17 protein-coding genes are annotated in these 16691 nt (G+C 34.4%); 9 read left to right on the plus strand and 8 right to left on the minus strand.

Annotated elements, in window-relative coordinates; translation table 11 throughout:
* Window positions 1-148: 148 nt before the first annotated feature.
* The 3 genes from BN1225_RS07935 to BN1225_RS07945 all read left to right on the plus strand — a co-directional run bounded on the left by BN1225_RS07935 (window position 149) and on the right by BN1225_RS07945 (window position 4263).
* Entirely contained in the window at window positions 149-502 is a 354-nt protein-coding gene (locus BN1225_RS07935; RefSeq protein WP_041139274.1) for a helix-turn-helix transcriptional regulator, read from the plus strand.
* A 91-nt stretch (window positions 503-593) separates the two neighbouring features.
* Window positions 594-1757: an ABC transporter ATP-binding protein gene (locus BN1225_RS15210; protein WP_074434810.1), complete on the plus strand. Its 1164-nt coding sequence runs from the start codon at window positions 594-596 to the stop codon at window positions 1755-1757.
* A complete protein-coding gene (locus BN1225_RS07945; RefSeq protein ID WP_041139275.1) occupies window positions 1744-4263 on the plus strand; it encodes an ABC transporter permease in 2520 nt (839 codons plus the stop codon). The genes BN1225_RS15210 and BN1225_RS07945 overlap by 14 nt, the downstream gene beginning before the upstream one ends.
* A 29-nt stretch (window positions 4264-4292) precedes the next feature.
* On the opposite strand, the gene BN1225_RS07950 is transcribed toward BN1225_RS07945, so the two are convergent.
* A complete protein-coding gene (locus tag BN1225_RS07950; RefSeq protein WP_041139276.1) occupies window positions 4293-4850 on the minus strand; it encodes a YfcE family phosphodiesterase in 558 nt (185 codons plus the stop codon).
* 54 nt (window positions 4851-4904) lie between these two features.
* A complete protein-coding gene (locus tag BN1225_RS07955; RefSeq protein WP_041139277.1) occupies window positions 4905-5222 on the minus strand; it encodes a PTS sugar transporter subunit IIB in 318 nt (105 codons plus the stop codon).
* Between the two features lie 200 nt (window positions 5223-5422).
* Here BN1225_RS07955 and BN1225_RS07960 point away from each other — a divergent pair, with 200 nt between their 5' ends.
* The 5 genes from BN1225_RS07960 (at window position 5423) to BN1225_RS07980 (ending at window position 10565) form a co-directional block, all read left to right on the plus strand.
* Window positions 5423-5722 (plus strand): PTS sugar transporter subunit IIB, encoded by a 300-nt coding sequence (locus BN1225_RS07960; RefSeq protein ID WP_041139278.1) that lies wholly within the window; start codon window positions 5423-5425, stop codon window positions 5720-5722.
* Between the two features lie 112 nt (window positions 5723-5834).
* The gene (locus BN1225_RS07965; RefSeq protein ID WP_041139279.1) at window positions 5835-6107 is read left to right on the plus strand and encodes an ACT domain-containing protein; all 273 of its coding nucleotides are present in this window, start codon (window positions 5835-5837) and stop codon (window positions 6105-6107) included.
* 12 nt (window positions 6108-6119) lie between these two features.
* Window positions 6120-7484, plus strand: a complete 1365-nt coding sequence (locus BN1225_RS07970; RefSeq protein ID WP_041139280.1) for a PFL family protein — start codon at window positions 6120-6122, stop codon at window positions 7482-7484.
* Window positions 7485-7494: 10 nt separating this feature from the next.
* The gene (locus BN1225_RS07975) at window positions 7495-8745 is read left to right on the plus strand and encodes an ATP-binding protein (protein WP_041139281.1); all 1251 of its coding nucleotides are present in this window, start codon (window positions 7495-7497) and stop codon (window positions 8743-8745) included.
* Window positions 8746-8816: 71 nt separating this feature from the next.
* Window positions 8817-10565 (plus strand): GNAT family N-acetyltransferase, encoded by a 1749-nt coding sequence (locus BN1225_RS07980; RefSeq protein ID WP_052466484.1) that lies wholly within the window; start codon window positions 8817-8819, stop codon window positions 10563-10565.
* Between the two features lie 207 nt (window positions 10566-10772).
* Here BN1225_RS07980 and BN1225_RS07985 read toward each other — a convergent pair whose 3' ends face one another.
* Entirely contained in the window at window positions 10773-11039 is a 267-nt protein-coding gene (locus BN1225_RS07985) for a hypothetical protein (RefSeq protein ID WP_041139282.1), read from the minus strand.
* Window positions 11040-11131: 92 nt separating this feature from the next.
* Between BN1225_RS07985 and BN1225_RS07990 the strand changes: the two genes are divergently transcribed.
* Complete coding sequence (locus BN1225_RS07990) at window positions 11132-11446, plus strand: Dabb family protein (RefSeq protein WP_052466486.1); 315 nt, start codon at window positions 11132-11134, stop codon at window positions 11444-11446.
* Between the two features lie 276 nt (window positions 11447-11722).
* Here the strand turns inward: BN1225_RS07990 and BN1225_RS07995 are convergent, their stop codons facing one another.
* The 5 genes from BN1225_RS07995 to spo0A all read right to left on the minus strand — a co-directional run bounded on the left by BN1225_RS07995 (window position 11723) and on the right by spo0A (window position 16518).
* On the minus strand, window positions 11723-12904 hold the full coding sequence (locus tag BN1225_RS07995) for a phosphopentomutase (RefSeq protein WP_041139283.1): 1182 nt from the start codon (window positions 12902-12904) through the stop codon (window positions 11723-11725).
* Window positions 12897-13826, minus strand: coding sequence for a site-specific tyrosine recombinase XerD (gene xerD / locus BN1225_RS08000; protein WP_052466488.1), 930 nt, complete (start codon window positions 13824-13826; stop codon window positions 12897-12899). The genes BN1225_RS07995 and xerD overlap by 8 nt, the downstream gene beginning before the upstream one ends.
* 74 nt (window positions 13827-13900) lie before the next feature.
* Window positions 13901-14455: a hypothetical protein gene (locus BN1225_RS08005; RefSeq protein WP_041139284.1), complete on the minus strand. Its 555-nt coding sequence runs from the start codon at window positions 14453-14455 to the stop codon at window positions 13901-13903.
* A gap of 39 nt (window positions 14456-14494) precedes the next feature.
* Window positions 14495-15703, minus strand: coding sequence for a DNA polymerase IV (locus tag BN1225_RS08010; RefSeq protein ID WP_041139285.1), 1209 nt, complete (start codon window positions 15701-15703; stop codon window positions 14495-14497).
* The gene (gene spo0A, locus BN1225_RS08015) at window positions 15703-16518 is read right to left on the minus strand and encodes a sporulation transcription factor Spo0A (protein WP_041139286.1); all 816 of its coding nucleotides are present in this window, start codon (window positions 16516-16518) and stop codon (window positions 15703-15705) included. Before spo0A ends, BN1225_RS08010 begins: the two co-directional genes overlap by 1 nt.
* Between the last annotated feature and the right edge of the window lie 173 nt (window positions 16519-16691).

Raw genomic sequence — 16691 nt, forward strand, 5'->3', positions numbered from 1 at the left:
AATAAGCTTTTCCTTAAATGAAAAATAGGTATTTCCAATAAGTTGCAAATATCGTAAATATAACCTAGGAAAAAATATTTTATATTTTTAATATTTCTAAATTGAAATTCCTGACGATTTATGATATTCTTAAAATCGAGGTGAGAATATGGCTATTGATATGGCATTAGCGAAAAGATTAAAAGTATATAGAAACTTTAAGCATTTAACCCAAAAAGAGGTTGCTTCTTATTTAAACGTTCCCCATTCAGCCATTTCAGATATTGAAAATGGTAAACGTGACGTCACCGTCGGGGAATTAAAGATTTTATCCAATCTTTATGGACGCAGTGTAGAAGAAATCATGAGCGGTAAAAAATATGATTATTATAATATCGCAAATATTGCACGTCTGTTAACGGAACTGCCTGATGAAGATCTTAAAGAAGTAATGTTTATCATTGAATACAAGAGAAAAAGAAACGAAGAAAAAGCCACTGAAAGCAATAATCCAGCTGAATAAACTGGATTATTTTTTATATACAATAAATTGCATTTTAACCTGAAAAGGGTTACAATGTTAACGTGTATTTTTATTATATTAGGAGGATAATATGGCAGTAATCAATGTAAAAGACGTCAGTAAAACCTATGGTTCTGGCGATATTAAGGTAGAAGCCCTAAAAAATTCTTCTTTTTCTATCGAGAGAGGAGAATTTGTTTGTATCATTGGAACATCCGGTTCAGGTAAGTCCACTTTGATGCATATGATGGCTGGGGTAGATACCGTTACTACCGGTGAAATTTTCATTAACGGTAAAGATGTAACAAAACTGGATCAGGAAGGTTTAGCGATCTTTAGAAGAAGAGAGGTAGGAATCATTTATCAGTTCTTCAACTTAGTTCCGGTGTTGACCGCAAGAGAAAATATCGAACTGCCGCTGATGTTGGACGAGAAAAAAGTAGACCGCCAATATTTCAATGAATTAGTGGAATTGTTGGGGATCAAAGATCGTTTGGATTTCTATCCTAGCAAAATGTCGGGTGGGGAACAGCAGCGTGTTGCGATTGCAAGAGCTTTGATTCACAAGCCGAGCATTATTTTGGCTGATGAACCGACCGGAAATTTGAATAGTAAGTTAGCAAAAGAAATCATGGAGTTTTTGGTGTTAGCTTCTAAAAAATATAACCAGACCATCGTGATGATCACACATGACTTGAATTTAGCTCGTTATGCGGATCGTGTTTTAGAAATTCAGGATGGACACATCATTAAGGACTTCCAAACTGAAGGAGAAGATAGTCCGATCGAAGAAACTTCAATCAAACGTTTAGATAAAGATGAAATCTTTAAACGTGCACAAGAAAAATTAGATAATATGGAGTTTTCTGTACATATCGATGAGGAATATGAAAAATGGGATATGAAAACCGGGAACTTTGTTATTGATTATAATGAAATGCTTCGTACACTTTTCTTTATTTATAATGAAGATTTAAAAACGACAGAAGATAAAAAAGATGAAAAAGTAGAAGATGTCATGAAAGTGTATTTTGACCTGTTCTTAGAAGGAATGGATGTTTTTGCAAGAGCTAGATGTATTGAATTTAAAAACATGAAAAAGAATAAAGTAGTTAAATCCATTTCAACAAAAGAAGAATTGCTTCAATTTGTGGATACTTTTGACAATGCAAGATGGATGACCACAAAACGCAAAAAAATGCTGATGAAAGCAATCGAAGAAAAGGAACCGACGTTCTATCATGAAGGTAAGTAAATATATTAATAAATTAGCTCTTATCAATATTGTAAAGAAAAAACAGCGTACGCTTTTAAGTTTGATTGCGATTTCTTTAAGTGTTGCGATAATCTTTACTTCTTTAACCCTGTTTACCAATGTCTTTTCTTTAACTAAGATCCCAAATAAGGAAACGACAGGAGAATACCATTACATCTTCAACAGCAATGAGGGTGAACCGTTGACACGTCATCAGACCACGTATGATTATGATTTGAATACGTATTCAACGTATCAGGATCATTCATTAGCGCTTCATCAGCTAACTTTGCTTGAAGAAGATTCTCCTTTGCCCATCATCATTGAAACTGGAACACTGCCAAATGGCAATGATGAGATTGTCGTCCCTAACCAATTAGGTTTAAAAGTAGGGGATACACTCTCATTGGATTTGATTGAGTCCAATGCTGCCTCAAACGGTGTATATCAAGTGGACAGCAATGTATTTGCTCAGATCCCAAGCAAAACCGCTTCTTATAAAGTTGTCGGGGTATATGAAGCAACCGAATTGTTTGCTCAGCTGACAACTTCAGCGGCTCCGGTTTATGTAACGGATAATGCCAATAGCACGAATCGTAATGTGATCATTCGAGATGATCAGGTACAACGTGCTGACTCATTAACGATGATCAGTGAAATCTTTCATGCCGATACCCAAGAAATTCAGATGAATAATTCAGCAATTTCTTATGATACGGTTAAAAATTATTTAAAAGACACCACAACCTTGTTAGTCATGTTTGCGGCGATTGTTCTGATCGCAGTCATGATGTCAGTCATTTCTTTAAAGAATGTCTTTATCATTACCGACAAAGACCGCCGAAAAGAATTTGGTTTATTAAAATCAATTGGAGCAACACCAAAAGATATTAATCATTTATTAAAGATTGAATTATCGGCATTAGGTCTGCTTGGAGCTTTTTTAGGCATCGTATTTGGGATTTTGATTTCTTACTTTGTATTAAAGATGTTTATCAAGCAGTTAGCATTACCGTTTGCCTGGTCGATGATCATGAATCCATTTACATTGATTTCATCCTTCTTAATCGGATTTGGGTTAATGCTGATCTTAGGACATCATTCTTACAGCCGTTATATTCATTCTAATGCTATTGAAGATTTGAAAGATGTTGCATATAACTATGATCCGCCTCGTCAGCGCCAAAGTTATATGTCGAAGAGCTTTTCTTGGAAAATGTTTTTAATCTATAATGGACGTTTAAAAAAACAAACACGTAATATTTTTCAATCTTTTGCATTGCTTATTTTAACGACAGTTATTTTCTTTGCGGTATTTTTAAGCAATTTCTCATATAAAAACGAAACCGCTTCGGTGAATTATGACTTCTCCATTGAAAATTCTATCCCTATGAATACGGCTACTCCAATTAATCTGGATCTTTATGACGAATTGTATCAAGCTATTGATGATCGTGAATTGATTCCGGAGTCGATGGATATCAAACGTCAGGTTTTAGGACCGTATATTCAATATCCGGTAGATGCTATTAATCAGGTTAATTTTAAAACTTATAAGAGCAATGCTCGTGTAAGCTACGTAGAAAATACAGATGAAAACGGAATTTTGTACGGTCAGATTCAAACGGCAACCTTGCTGTTGGACCATGAGCAATTAGATCGATTAAAACCTTATGTTGTAGCTGGATCATTGGATGATTTGGATAATGGTGGAATGGTCGTGGTATTAAGAAAAGGTTCAAAAGTAGCAGAGGGGCTGTTTGATCAGCTAAAAGTTGGGGACCGTTTATATATGACGGAATCACTAGAGACATTATATGAAAATGTATCGGCTATTGCTTTAGTGGATGAAGGGGTCGAAGGTCTTTATTGCGATTATGATGAATATCCACGTATTGTAGCTATGTCATCTCGCTATGGAATCAAATATCAGCAGTACTTTACCGTTAAAGAAGCGGCAAAGATTGTCTTAAGCAATAAGGCGACAGTAACAAAAGCAACACTGGCGATTGACAAGGCTATTTCTAATTCCGGAGCTCAAGACACATATACGTATGATAATGTCTTATTAAGAGCACAGGAAAATAAAGTAGTATCCTTTATGATTGAATCCTTGTTGTATCCGTTATTCTTCCTGTTGTTTATCATTTCTGTTTTAAATATCAATAACGTCCTTGTGGGAAATGTGCATTTAAAACGTGGTGATATCAGTATTATGAAATCAGTTGGAATGACCTCATATCAGCTATATAAACTATTTGTTTTTGAATACTTAGAAGGGTATATCAATGCTTCTGCTCTAGTTACTGCCATCTTTATACCGGTTTGTATACTGGAATCAAAGCTGAAGCTGTCAGCGGCGTTCCAATTAGGACAAAATATCTTGCTCACCTTAATTGTATCAATCATGATTTTTGATATTTTACTTGTTGCCGTTCTGGTGTTAATTTCACTAAATAATATCCGAAGAGTACAAGCTATCGAAAATATGAAAGACGTTGTATAACAAAAAAAGCATCTCTTAGGAGGTGCTTTTTAATCTGTTAAATCGGAATTGAACCCAAATTCCTTCAGCATTTCATTCCCATCTAAAAGAACAATGTCATCTACGATTTGATGCGTTTCGTGATGATAAAAATGAACAGATACTTGTGCATGATCAATAAATACAATCGCATACGTTCCATAGCCATAGTGAGATCGGTTGAACATCACACTGCCGGGATTGATGAACGTTATACCTTTAATTGTCTGCAGATGGGGAATATGAGTATGACCGTGTAAGACTAGTGAACATTTCATTTGCTTTGCTTTTTGATACAACTTGTCATAACTTGAATAAACATCATAGAGATGCCCATGGGTAACGAATATACGCTTGTCTTCTGCTTTAAAGAAACGATATTGATCGAAATGAGGATCATCATCGTGATTGCCAATCACCGTGATATAACCATCTAACAGCGGATCGTTATAGGGTAAAGAAGAATCTCCGCAGTGTACAAAATAATCGCAGTCACGATGTCTGTCAGTTATTAAAGAAAAGGTATCATTATCCATATGAGTATCACTTACTACTAATATTTTTTTCATCTTTCAAGTAATAAAAAACGGAGGAGAACCCCCGTCTTTTATTTTAATAGTTTATTATTTGTTATAGAAATTGTTGTAAGTATCCATAGCAAAGTCAAATACTTTTTTACCGTTCATAGTACCATAAGCTGTCATTTCAATAACATCTACTGGCCATTTACCATCAGCGATTTTTTGGATAGCTTTTAATTTGAAACGTACTTGAGGTCCTAATAAACATACGTCAAATTTACCAACGTTTTTTTCAACGTCTGCTTCTGGTACTGCCCAGATTTCTGCTTCTACTCCTGATTCTTTAGCTGCTGTCTGCATTTTAGTTACTAATAAACTAGTTGACATACCAGCTGCACATGCTAACATAATTCTTACCATTGTAAGTTCCTCCTATATAATTAATTTACATATATATTAAAGCACATTTTCACTCATTTGTCACGCCTTTTTGAAAGCGGTATATATAAATGTAGACAGAATATTATTTTAAGCAAATATCTTGACAAAAATTAAATGGAAGGGTTTACATAAATTGCCGCACATTGTATGATATAATTAGAAAAAAGGAGGAGCTGGCAATGAAGACAATTATCATCGAATGTCCCGAAGCCCCTAATATGTTGATACATAATATGGAAGCAGCCGCCAGGGACGATGGCATTGAAATCGCTATTCAACCAGTGTCAAAAGAAGACTTGAACACATGGAGCGATAAAGCAGATGTCATTCTCTTATCACCCCAAGAACGCTTTGAAAAACATCACATTCAAGAGACGATAAGACGATCAATACCCATCCAAATGATTGATATGGTGGATTATGGCACCATGAACGGCCGTGCAGTCTTGGATCAAGTAAAAAAGATCTTGCGATTATAATAATGAAAAACCGGTAAAAGTCTTCTTTTTACCGGTTTTTTTATAGGATCACAGGTAGTATTTTATATCGTATTTTGTTATAATGCTAACAGATATAACAAGGAGGATGTATATGAACAAAGCAGTCATTACCGTAGTAGGAAAAGATCAAGTAGGAATTATCGCAAAAGTATGTACTTTTCTAGCGAAACATGAAATGAACATTTTAGATATCTCACAAACGATTGTACAGGATTATTTTAATATGATGATGATCGTCGATGCCTCAAAAGTTGAAGAAACATTTGGAAATGTCGCTGATGAATTGGATGCTTTAGGTAAAGAAATCGGAGTCAATATTAAATTACAACACGAAAACATCTTTAATAAGATGCATCGTATTTAACGGAGGTCTAGAATGATTAATACGTTTGAAGTAAATGAAACCAATAAAATGATCGAACAGGAAAACTTGGATGTAAGAACGATTACGATGGGGATCAGCCTGTTGGATTGCATGGACAGTAATATTGATAAGGTATGTGAAAATATCTATCATAAAATTACTACTAAAGCACAGGATTTAGTATCGGTTGGAGAAGAAATTGAAAAGAAATTTGGGGTGCCCATCGTCAATAAAAGAATCTCTGTAACACCAATTGGATTTGTAGGCAGCAGCAGTTGTCATTCAACACAAGACTTTGTGAAGATTGCTAAGGCATTAGATAAAGCTGCAAAAGCGACTCGAGTTAATTTTATCGGAGGATATACAGCTGTCGTTTCAAAAGGAATGTCACCGGCTGAAAAATTACTGATTGAATCTATTCCTGAAGCAATGGCAGTAACTAGCTCTGTCTGTAGTTCGGTAGTGGTGGGATCTACTAAAACAGGACTGAATATGGATGCAATCAAATTATGCGGGAAGATTATTAAAGATACAGCTGAACTGACAAAAGAAGAAGATTCTTTGGGATGTGCAAAACTGGTAATTCTATGTAATGCACCTGATGATAATCCATTCATGGCAGGGGCTTTCCATGGTGTGACAGAAGCAGATTGCATTATCAATGTCGGAGTCAGCGGTCCTGGTGTTGTGAAAAAGGCCATTGAACAATCACGTGGAAAAGATTTTGGTGAGTTATGTGAAACCATTAAGAAAACAGCGTTTAAAATTACACGTGTCGGACAATTGGTAGCTCAGGAAGCCTCTAAAAAGCTTGATGTGCCCTTTGGAATCATCGATCTTTCTTTAGCACCTACACCGGCTGTAGGAGACAGTATTGCGGAAATTTTAGAGGAAATGGGATTGGAATCTGTTGGAGCTCCGGGAACTACAGCAGCATTAGCGATTTTAAACGACCAAGTTAAAAAAGGCGGTGTCATGGCATCTTCTTATGTGGGTGGTTTAAGCGGGGCATTTATTCCGGTCAGTGAAGATCAAGCAATGATTGATGCTGCCCGAGCAGGGGCACTGACACTTGAAAAATTAGAAGCAATGACATGTGTGTGTTCAGTAGGGCTGGATATGATCGCGATTCCAGGGAAGACAACAGAGAGCACAATCTCAGGAATTATTGCAGATGAAATGGCGATCGGTATGATCAATCAAAAAACAACAGCAGTAAGAATCATCCCTGTAATCGGTAAAGATGTTGGTGAAGAAGCAGTATTTGGTGGATTGTTAGGTTATGCACCAATCATGAAAGTAAATGAATACGATTGTTCTAAATTTGTAAACCGTGGTGGCAGAGTGCCTGCTCCAATTCACAGTTTTAAGAATTAAGGTGAAATCAATGGATTTAAGTCAGCTTACTTTATATCGTCCGTTAAAAGTCGATTTGATTAGTGAAGAACCGCTTTCTGTTTTCTTAGCTTGGCAAAAGGCGCCGAATCAATATGAAATTGATCTTTTTCACCAGCTGTTAAAAATCAAAGAGAGCTATGCAATCGACGGACAACTGTTTCAAGTATACATCACACTTCTATTGGCTTATCATGAAAATTCTTTTACATTGGCATTAGAAAGAAAAGAAGAAATTAGCGCTTCTTTAAAAGCGATTGTTTTATCAGACCTTTCTATTATCTATAAGCTGTTTCACTATGACTTTTCTAGTCTAAATGAACTATATCAGCCTATGTTTAATGGCTACAAAATCAAAAAACATATGATGGATCCACAAGTGCATCGTTTGTTATCCAATCTTTGCGCTCATTTAGCCAATACGGCTTCTGTAGAAGCCTTTTATGAAGTTTTAAAGGATCACTATTCTACTTATGGAGTAGGCTTCTACGGCTTAAATAAGGCGTTTCGCTACGATCAGCATAAGATTATTCCAATTGCTCATGTAGAGAGTTATACATTAAATGATATAGTTGGCTACACCAGTCAAAAAGAAAAATTGGTGGCAAATACGAAGGCTTTTTTACTAGGTGAAAAAGCAAATAATGTATTGTTGTATGGGGATAGCGGAACCGGTAAATCAACAAGTATCAAAGCTATCTTAAATGACTTCTATCAGGATGGTTTAAGGATTGTGGAAGTCTATAAACACCAATTTCAATTCCTGCCGGAAATCATTCATACTTTGCAAAATCGTCACTACAAGTTTATTATTTACATGGATGACTTATCTTTTGAAGATTTTGAAACTGAATATAAGTATTTAAAAAGCGTTATTGAAGGCGGATTGGAAGAAAAACCAAATAATATTATTATTTATGCTACAAGCAACCGTCGTCATCTGATCAAGCAAAGCTGGTCTGAACGACAGAATGTTGATGAAGTGAACTTAAACGATGCTATGCAGGAAAAATTGTCATTAGTCAATCGTTTTGGCATTACGATTCTCTATTCACATCCGGCAAAAGATGAATTTTTGAATATTGTTGATACTTTAGCAAAAAAGTATCATTTAGAGATTGACCGGGAAGAACTGCATGCTCAAGCAATGATTTGGGAAATTCGTAACGGTGGTTTTTCCGGACGCACAGCCACTCAATTCATTCAATATATGGTCAATAAAAAGGTGTTAGAGAGTCTCTAATGCCTTTTTTGTGCATTTTAATTTTAATAATCATTGAGTGTGGTATAATATTGGCGTAACAGGAGAAATTTATGAAAAAAATAGACTATAATGATATTGAAGAAATCCGGTCATACATAGAGAAGTATGGCTACAATGAATATAACTGCAACATCGTCACATTATTGATGTGGAAAGATGTCTATGAACTTTATTATGAAATTCATGAACATTTTTTTGTCGGTTACTGGCTCTATCATGATCGAATAAGATGGATGATGCCGCTATGTGATGAAGCCCATTTCAAGGAGGCAGTAGATTTTATGCTGGAGTATTCAAAACAGCACGAAATAGAATTTGTTGTGGAAGCGGCAGTGGAACCATTTGTAGAATTACTAAAGAAATATTATCCTAAAAACACTTTTATATGGCGATTAGAAGAAAATGCCGGAGATTATGTTTATGATGTATCTATGCATGCCACTTTAAAAGGGAAGAAAATGCAAAAACGCCGCAATCATTATAATGCTTTTATAAAAGAATACGAGGGACGTTTTAAATTTATTCCTTATCAAAACTACATGCAAGAAGAGGTTCTTCGCTTTTTAAATCAATGGAAGGATTCCCATGATCGAAAAGAAGATATTGAAGCAGAAATCAACGGAATTGGGGGACTGTTAGCCCATTATGATGAACTGAACCTGTTGGGCGGATGTTTGTATATTGATGGCAAAATAGAAGCTTTTACATTGGCTTCAAGACTCTATAAAGATACTCTGCAGATTCATGTTGAAAAGGCAAACCGCAGTATTCGTGGTTTATATGTAGCTGTATTAAAACATTTCTTGAATGAACATTTAGACTATCATTTTATTAATCGTGAAGATGACTTAGGTCTTCCTGAATTAAGAAAGGCAAAAATGGATTTGCATCCTTTATATCGTTTAAATAAATATGCCATTGGGTTAAATCAAACCAAACTTATTCGTCCTGATGATCAATATACCGCACAAATCAAACAATTGTGGTTGGACTGCTTTGCAGATGAAAATGAGACTTCAACGGATTTTTACTTCAATCATTTATATAATCCGACATATACATATGCCATTGAATGCTATGGCCAGATCTTAGCCGCGATGCAAATAAAGCCCATGACTTTAAAAATAGGGGATAAGGATGTGGATACCCATTTTATTGTCGGGGTCTGCACAAAACGCAATTTCAGGGGCAATGGTTTTATGCGAACTATGATGAATCAAGCGTTAAATGATCACAAAGAAGATCAATTATTGATCCTGCAAGCCTATAATTGGGATATTTACCATTCATTTGATTTCCATGAGACATATTATCATAAGAAAGCAGTAATCAAGCAGCCATTTGAAAATATTGATAATGTTGTATACAATTTCAAAAAAGAGGTAAGGGCAGAGAGCTTGCTGAAGTCATATCAATCTTTTACCAAAGCTTATACCGGGTATCGTATTCGTGATATAGATTATTATCAGAATTATTTTATACCATATCATCAAAATGAAGGTCATTTCATTTTAAACATTTATAAAGAAGAAACATGTATCGGCTATTTAGTGTATGAAAAATCGAATGATAGTATATTAATTCATGAAGCCATTATAGGTGATCAGTCAGGATTAAAAGCAGTGCTGAATGATTTATTGTGTGAAGTAAAACAAATTGAAATACGAATGGCTGATAATATTGAATTAATAGATAATGAAATAACTTTAGCGAATATGGCGGTTCGTTGTCAAGATGATGGATTAAAGACAGAAATAGAAAAGCTAACATCAACATTATTCATAAGTGAAATCCTTTAATATCCAAGGGAAAAGGTGCTATAACAGTGATATGAATGCTCACCTTTTCCTGTTTTAATAATATATGATACTTCCGATAATGCATATTATGTTAACCAAAATAGATGTGTAAATAATCTTTATTTATTATGTGTGTATTTGAACGAATATCTAAGTAAGGCAGCTAAAAAGCCTAAGGTTTGATCTGAATAAAACCCTAGGCTTTTCTTATATATTCATTACTGCCATTATCACAGCAAATAAACAAAAGGCAATTCCAATTCCCTCCAAAAAACGATACATCGCTATTTTGTATTTTTTATAGTTTTGATGCAGTGCTAATACAGCACTTCCGTAAAGCAATAAACTTATCACTGAGAAAGTAATAATCAAAACCGGCACTCCCCTGCAAGTATAGCCTGAAGCTAAAATAACAGAAGCCAGTAAATAAGTCAATAGAATGGTTTTTACTAATTTTTTAGGATCTGTAGACATTTTTTTATTTCTCCTTTATTAAAACTAATATCTATTATAAAGAGGTTTTCGTCTACTTTCAAGCTGTGTTATAATGTTTAAAGGAGGAATGGATGATGATACAACATATTGTAATGTTTAAATTTAAAGAAGAAGCAAATGGCAAAAGCAAACAAGAAAATCTTATAGAAGCAAAAGAAAGAATGCTGAAGTTAAAAGATGAAATACAGCAGATTATCTCATTGAATGTTTATTTTAATGATGAACAGGCTGTAAAAGATAATTATGATTATATTTTGGTTTCTACTTTCCAAACGATGGAAGATCTGAATCAATACCAGATTCACCCAAGTCATGTTGCATTTGGCCAGTATATAACACCATTGCGTGAATCTCGCGTCTGCATCGATTATCAAATTGAAGATTAGAAGCATTGTTATCATGAAATGAATATGATTTGTTATAAGTTAATTTATTTAGAGGGTTTATAGATGAGATTCCATAAGCAGATGAAAAATATTCAATATTAGGTGTTTTATCCTATGGTAAGACACCTTTTATTATGGAATGAAATAACTCTCTTAGTCTTGTTTATCGTATTCAAACGACTTACAGTAGAGTTTAAGCCGATGGCATGCCATAATAAAATGAACCATCATTATTTGGGAATTCAAATAACGAGGTTCATCTTAATAAAAGCATATTTATAAAACATTTAAAATAGATTTTCCAATAGATGGCAACGAGCATTCAAAATTATCTGCTATTGTTGCTCCCACTGTCGCAAAGCTGTCTAAATCTCCTAAATTTTGATTTCCTTTTAGTTTTTTGGAATAAAGAATCAATGGCACTTGCTCGCGTGTATGATCACTTCCTTTAAAGGTAGGATCGTTGCCATGATCAGCTGTAATAATCAATAAATCATCTTCATGCAGCTGGTACATGAGATCATTGAGCTGAAGGTCAAATCTCTCTAATGCTTTCCCATAACCAATCGGATCACGACGATGTCCGTACAATGAATCAAAATCGACTAAATTAATAAATGCTAAACCGGTAAAATCAGTTTGTGCAAGAGCAATCGTTTGCTCCATACCATCTTCATTACTTTTAGTTGTAATGGCTTTGGTCACACCTTGGCCACAGAAAATATCATTAATTTTACCCACCGCAATGACATCTAATCCTTTATCTTTTAATGTATTTAAAACTGTACGATCAAACGGTTCTAATGCCCAATCATGACGATTAGAAGTGCGTTGGAACTCTCCTTTTTTCTCTCCTACGAAGGGTCTTGCGATTACACGTCCCACTTTCCATTCATCTTTTAAGAGCAACTCACGTGCAATTTCACAACAGCGATATAATTCATCCAGCCCTATGTATGTTTCATGGGCTGCAATCTGAAATACAGAATCTGCCGATGTATAGACGATCAATTCCTTATTTTTTATTTGCTGTTCACCATATAAATCAATGATTTCCGTTCCGCTGGCAGCGATATTTCCAATCGTCTTATACCCTGTTTTTTCTTCGAATTCCTTAATAAAGGCTTCTGGAAAACCTGTCTCTGTAAAGGTTTTAAACGGCTTTTCCACTTTTAATCCCATTAATTCATAATGACCCGTCATGGTATCTTTACCATTGCTGATCTCATTTAATTTACCAACAGTTCCAAAATATCCAGGTAATTTATAAATTCCGTTAAAGTCATCTAATTCACCTAGTCCTAATCCTTCAAGATTAGGAACTTCGATCTGCGGATATTGATCACAAATGTGTTTTAATGTGTTTGTTCCCTGATCCCCATAAGATTCAGCATCTTTTGCGTCTCCGATCCCCAGTGAATCCAATACAATTGTAAATACCCGTTTATACTTATACATTTTCTTTTTCCTCCTGTTGCTTGCTGCGGGGATGAAATTTTTTATATTCATCGATCATTTTTTGATTTGTAACATGAGTATAGATTGTGGTGGTTGAAATGTTGGAGTGTCCAAGCATTTCTTGAATAGAACGCAAATCCGCACCATGATTTAACAAATGGGTAGCAAAACTGTGCCTTAATGTATGAGGCGTAATGTTCTTTTTTATGTTTGCCAACACTGCTTTTTGCTTAATCATTTTCCAAAATGACTGACGTGAAAGCGGCTGTCCCTTATAGTTTAAAAACAAATAGTTTGAATCATGATCTTTCATTAACTGCGGACGATAATCCTGCATATATTCATTGAGTATCTCAATCATATAATCGGCAATGGGAACCATTCTTTCTTTAGATCCCTTTCCAAAACAACGAATAAGATTCATTGTTAAATGCAAGTCATTTATCGTTAAATTGACTAACTCACTGATTCTAAGACCAGCGGCATACATCAATTCCAACATACAAAAATCCCGATAATGCAGCGCATTTTCCCTTGCTTGAGCATAAGCGACATTCATGAGATCTTCCACTTCCTGCTCATTTAACACAACTGGAAGATCTTTATCTAACTTAGGAAATTTCACGCTTACCATCGGATCAATCTCTAAGATCCCCTCACGCATACAAAATTTAAAAAAATTATTCAGCGTAGAAGCATTGTGTGAAATTGTTCTTTTTTTTAAAGCTTGCTCGTTTAAATAACTGAAATAATCCAATATATCGTTCTTGCTGATTTCCCTGATTTCTTTCTTTTTAATAAAATATTCCCTAAACTTTTTCAGTTCCGTCATATAAGAAGCAACACTTTGATTGGATAACCCTTTTTCAATTCGAATATACTGTTTATATTCGCTGATTGCTTCATCAATGCTATACTTCATGTTATCACCACTTTAAATTATAGCATTGTTTAAATGTTCGACCAACTATTATGCTAATAATTTTTTGTTTATCTTTACAACTTCATCATATATGTTTTAAAAATGATGCTGATAAAAAAGATAAAAACAGAAATGAATCCATAGTTTAAGTATTGATGAAGAATTTCCGATGGACGGATTGCTTCTTTAAACACAAATGTGACAGCAAAAATATTAATTGCGATCTCGATGCAGCCAACAAGCAAAACAGCAATACTCCCCCACTGCATCAAAAGAAAGATCAAATCGACAATAAAACCAAAAACATGTTGGAATTGTGAGCATAAACTATATAAATAGACACCATTATGTATTCCATAAAGAAAGATAAAGGCACCAAAAGTAATCACGCCTAAGACATGCAGAGAATTGAAAATAAGTAAAACATAGATAAAAAGGATTAGATACATATAGGTTTTAATATTATCTAAAGTGATTAAATGGTTAATATACGTCGTTTGAAAAAGGATCATGGGCTGATGTAAAAGTTTCATTGTCAGACCAAGAAAAAAACCACCGCCAAATAAAATTATCATAAAAAGATAAATATATTGGTAATGGTTAAAATGCTTCGATATTGCTGTATTCATAGTATCACCTCAATTTATAGTATGAATACGCATGTTTTTTTATTCTTCATCGATATATTTTTTTTGATGATTTGTCTGATTTAATAGTTTTGAGGCTTTCGTCAGCTTAACCGTATCCGGAAGCTGCTGTTGAATCGAGCGAATAACTTCATCGGTTTGAGAATCGTCATTCTTTTCTTTTTCATAATTAAAGAGAGAAAGTTGTTTTGAATAATCTTTTCGGGCAATGACATTGCTTAAACTGACCCCGGCTAAACGGATTGGCTGATCATCATAATTAAGGTCAAATAAAAGCAGCACCGTTTCATAGATAATATCAAAGTCATTGGTTGCCGTTTCTAATCGATAGGTACGGTTAATACTGAGTTCACGTGTATATTTTAATGTAATAGTAATATGATTAGAAATCAAATCACGCTTTTTTGCTCGCTGTGAAACCTGCATTGACAGTCGTTTTAGATGCTCTTTAATCACTTCTATATCGTTGGTATCTTTTTCTAAAGTGGTTGAGTTTCCAACGGATTGCAGCTGATTGTGGGCACTGTTTAATTTTACCGCGTCATTTCCGTTGGCACGGTTATAAAAAAGCAGTGCATTCCTCCCCAAATACTGCTTGATAATGTCGTAGTTTTCTTTACGAGCAAAATCACCAATCGTGATAATGCCGTTTTCATTTAATTTTACTGCCGTTTTTTTACCGATTCCATGAATTGTCCCAACCGGCAATGGCCATAAAAAAGACTGAATATTAGTCTTTGTTAATACGGTGATGCCGTTTGGCTTTTTTAAATCACTTCCCATTTTAGATAAAAAACGGTTATGAGAAATACCAATCGAACAGCCAATATGTAATGTATCCATCACTTGTTTTTGAATCTGACTGGCTAATTCGATCGCATTTTCATATTCATATACGATATCTGTTACATCGACATAACATTCATCGATGCTTGCAATTTCAAATTCCGATGTGTAATGAGCAATAATTTTAAAGAACTGTTCCGATATTGATTTATAGTAATTCATATCTACTGGTAAGATCACAAGATGTTTACAGAGTTTTTGTGCTTGAAATAAAGGCATTGCAGAATGGACTCCATATTTTCTTGCACTGTAGGAAGCTGTCGTGATAACACCGCGACGTGAATTTCCGGCAATCACGACAGGCTTATCGGCAAGTGAAGGATTTCTTGCAATTTCACAACTCGCGTAGAATGAATTAAGATCAATATGGAAGATGATTGGCATTATTGAAAACGATTCATTCCTACTGCAGTTGTTTTTGTTTTATGCGCCAATCTTAATTTATCTGAGATCATTGCAATAAATTCTGAATTGGTTGGTTTTGATTTCGTTGCTGATACTGTATATCCGAAGATTTCATCAATCGCATCAGTATTCCCCCTATTCCATGCTACCTCGATTGCGTGACGGATAGCTCTTTCTACTCTTGAAGAAGTAGTATTATACATTCTGGCGATATCAGGATATAAGACTTTTGTTACCTGCCCTAAAATATCAGGATTGTAATATGTTTCCATAATAGAAGAACGAAGATACATATAGCCTTTAATATGAGCCGGAATGCCTACTTCATGTAAAATTTCTGTGATTTCATTTTCCAGTTTTACTTTTTGATACTTTTCCAATTCGTCATTGCCTAGACGTGACAAGTCATCGTTTTGAAAATTTACGATTTCGTTAATAGACTTAACAAAATAATTCAAATCCAATGGTTTTCTAAAACAATAGTGTACATTATATGCATTTAACATTTGTGACATCATATCAGACATGAAATCTGATAAACAGACGATTTTTATATTTGGATTATAATTCTTTGAAGTAAAATACTCTTTTAAGACGACTAGTCCGTCAATACCAGAAAGCATTAAATCGATGATTAATAAGTCGTAATGTTTTCTGTTTAACTTGTCTAAACATTCATTTCCATTAGCGGCTGTGTCGATCAAATTCAAAATCTTAGTTTCAGAAAATTTTGAAATGATTTGTTCGGTTAATGCAACGTTGTCTTGTGCAATGAGTGTTTTAATCGTGTTCATTTTAGTTTCTCCTATTCAGAGTTCCTAAACTATCGGCAAGGTCTAGTATATATCCTTTTTCGAGTAAAATAAATAATTTCTTTGTAAAATTTTTAAAATATTTCAATAATCTTTAAAAATGTATTGCATACATGTATTATTTCGACAAATTCATCTTTGCTTTGTCACTTCTT

It is taken from the genome of Beduini massiliensis (assembly GCF_000829905.1).
Lineage (GTDB): Bacteria > Bacillota_I > Bacilli_A > Erysipelotrichales > Coprobacillaceae > Beduini > Beduini massiliensis.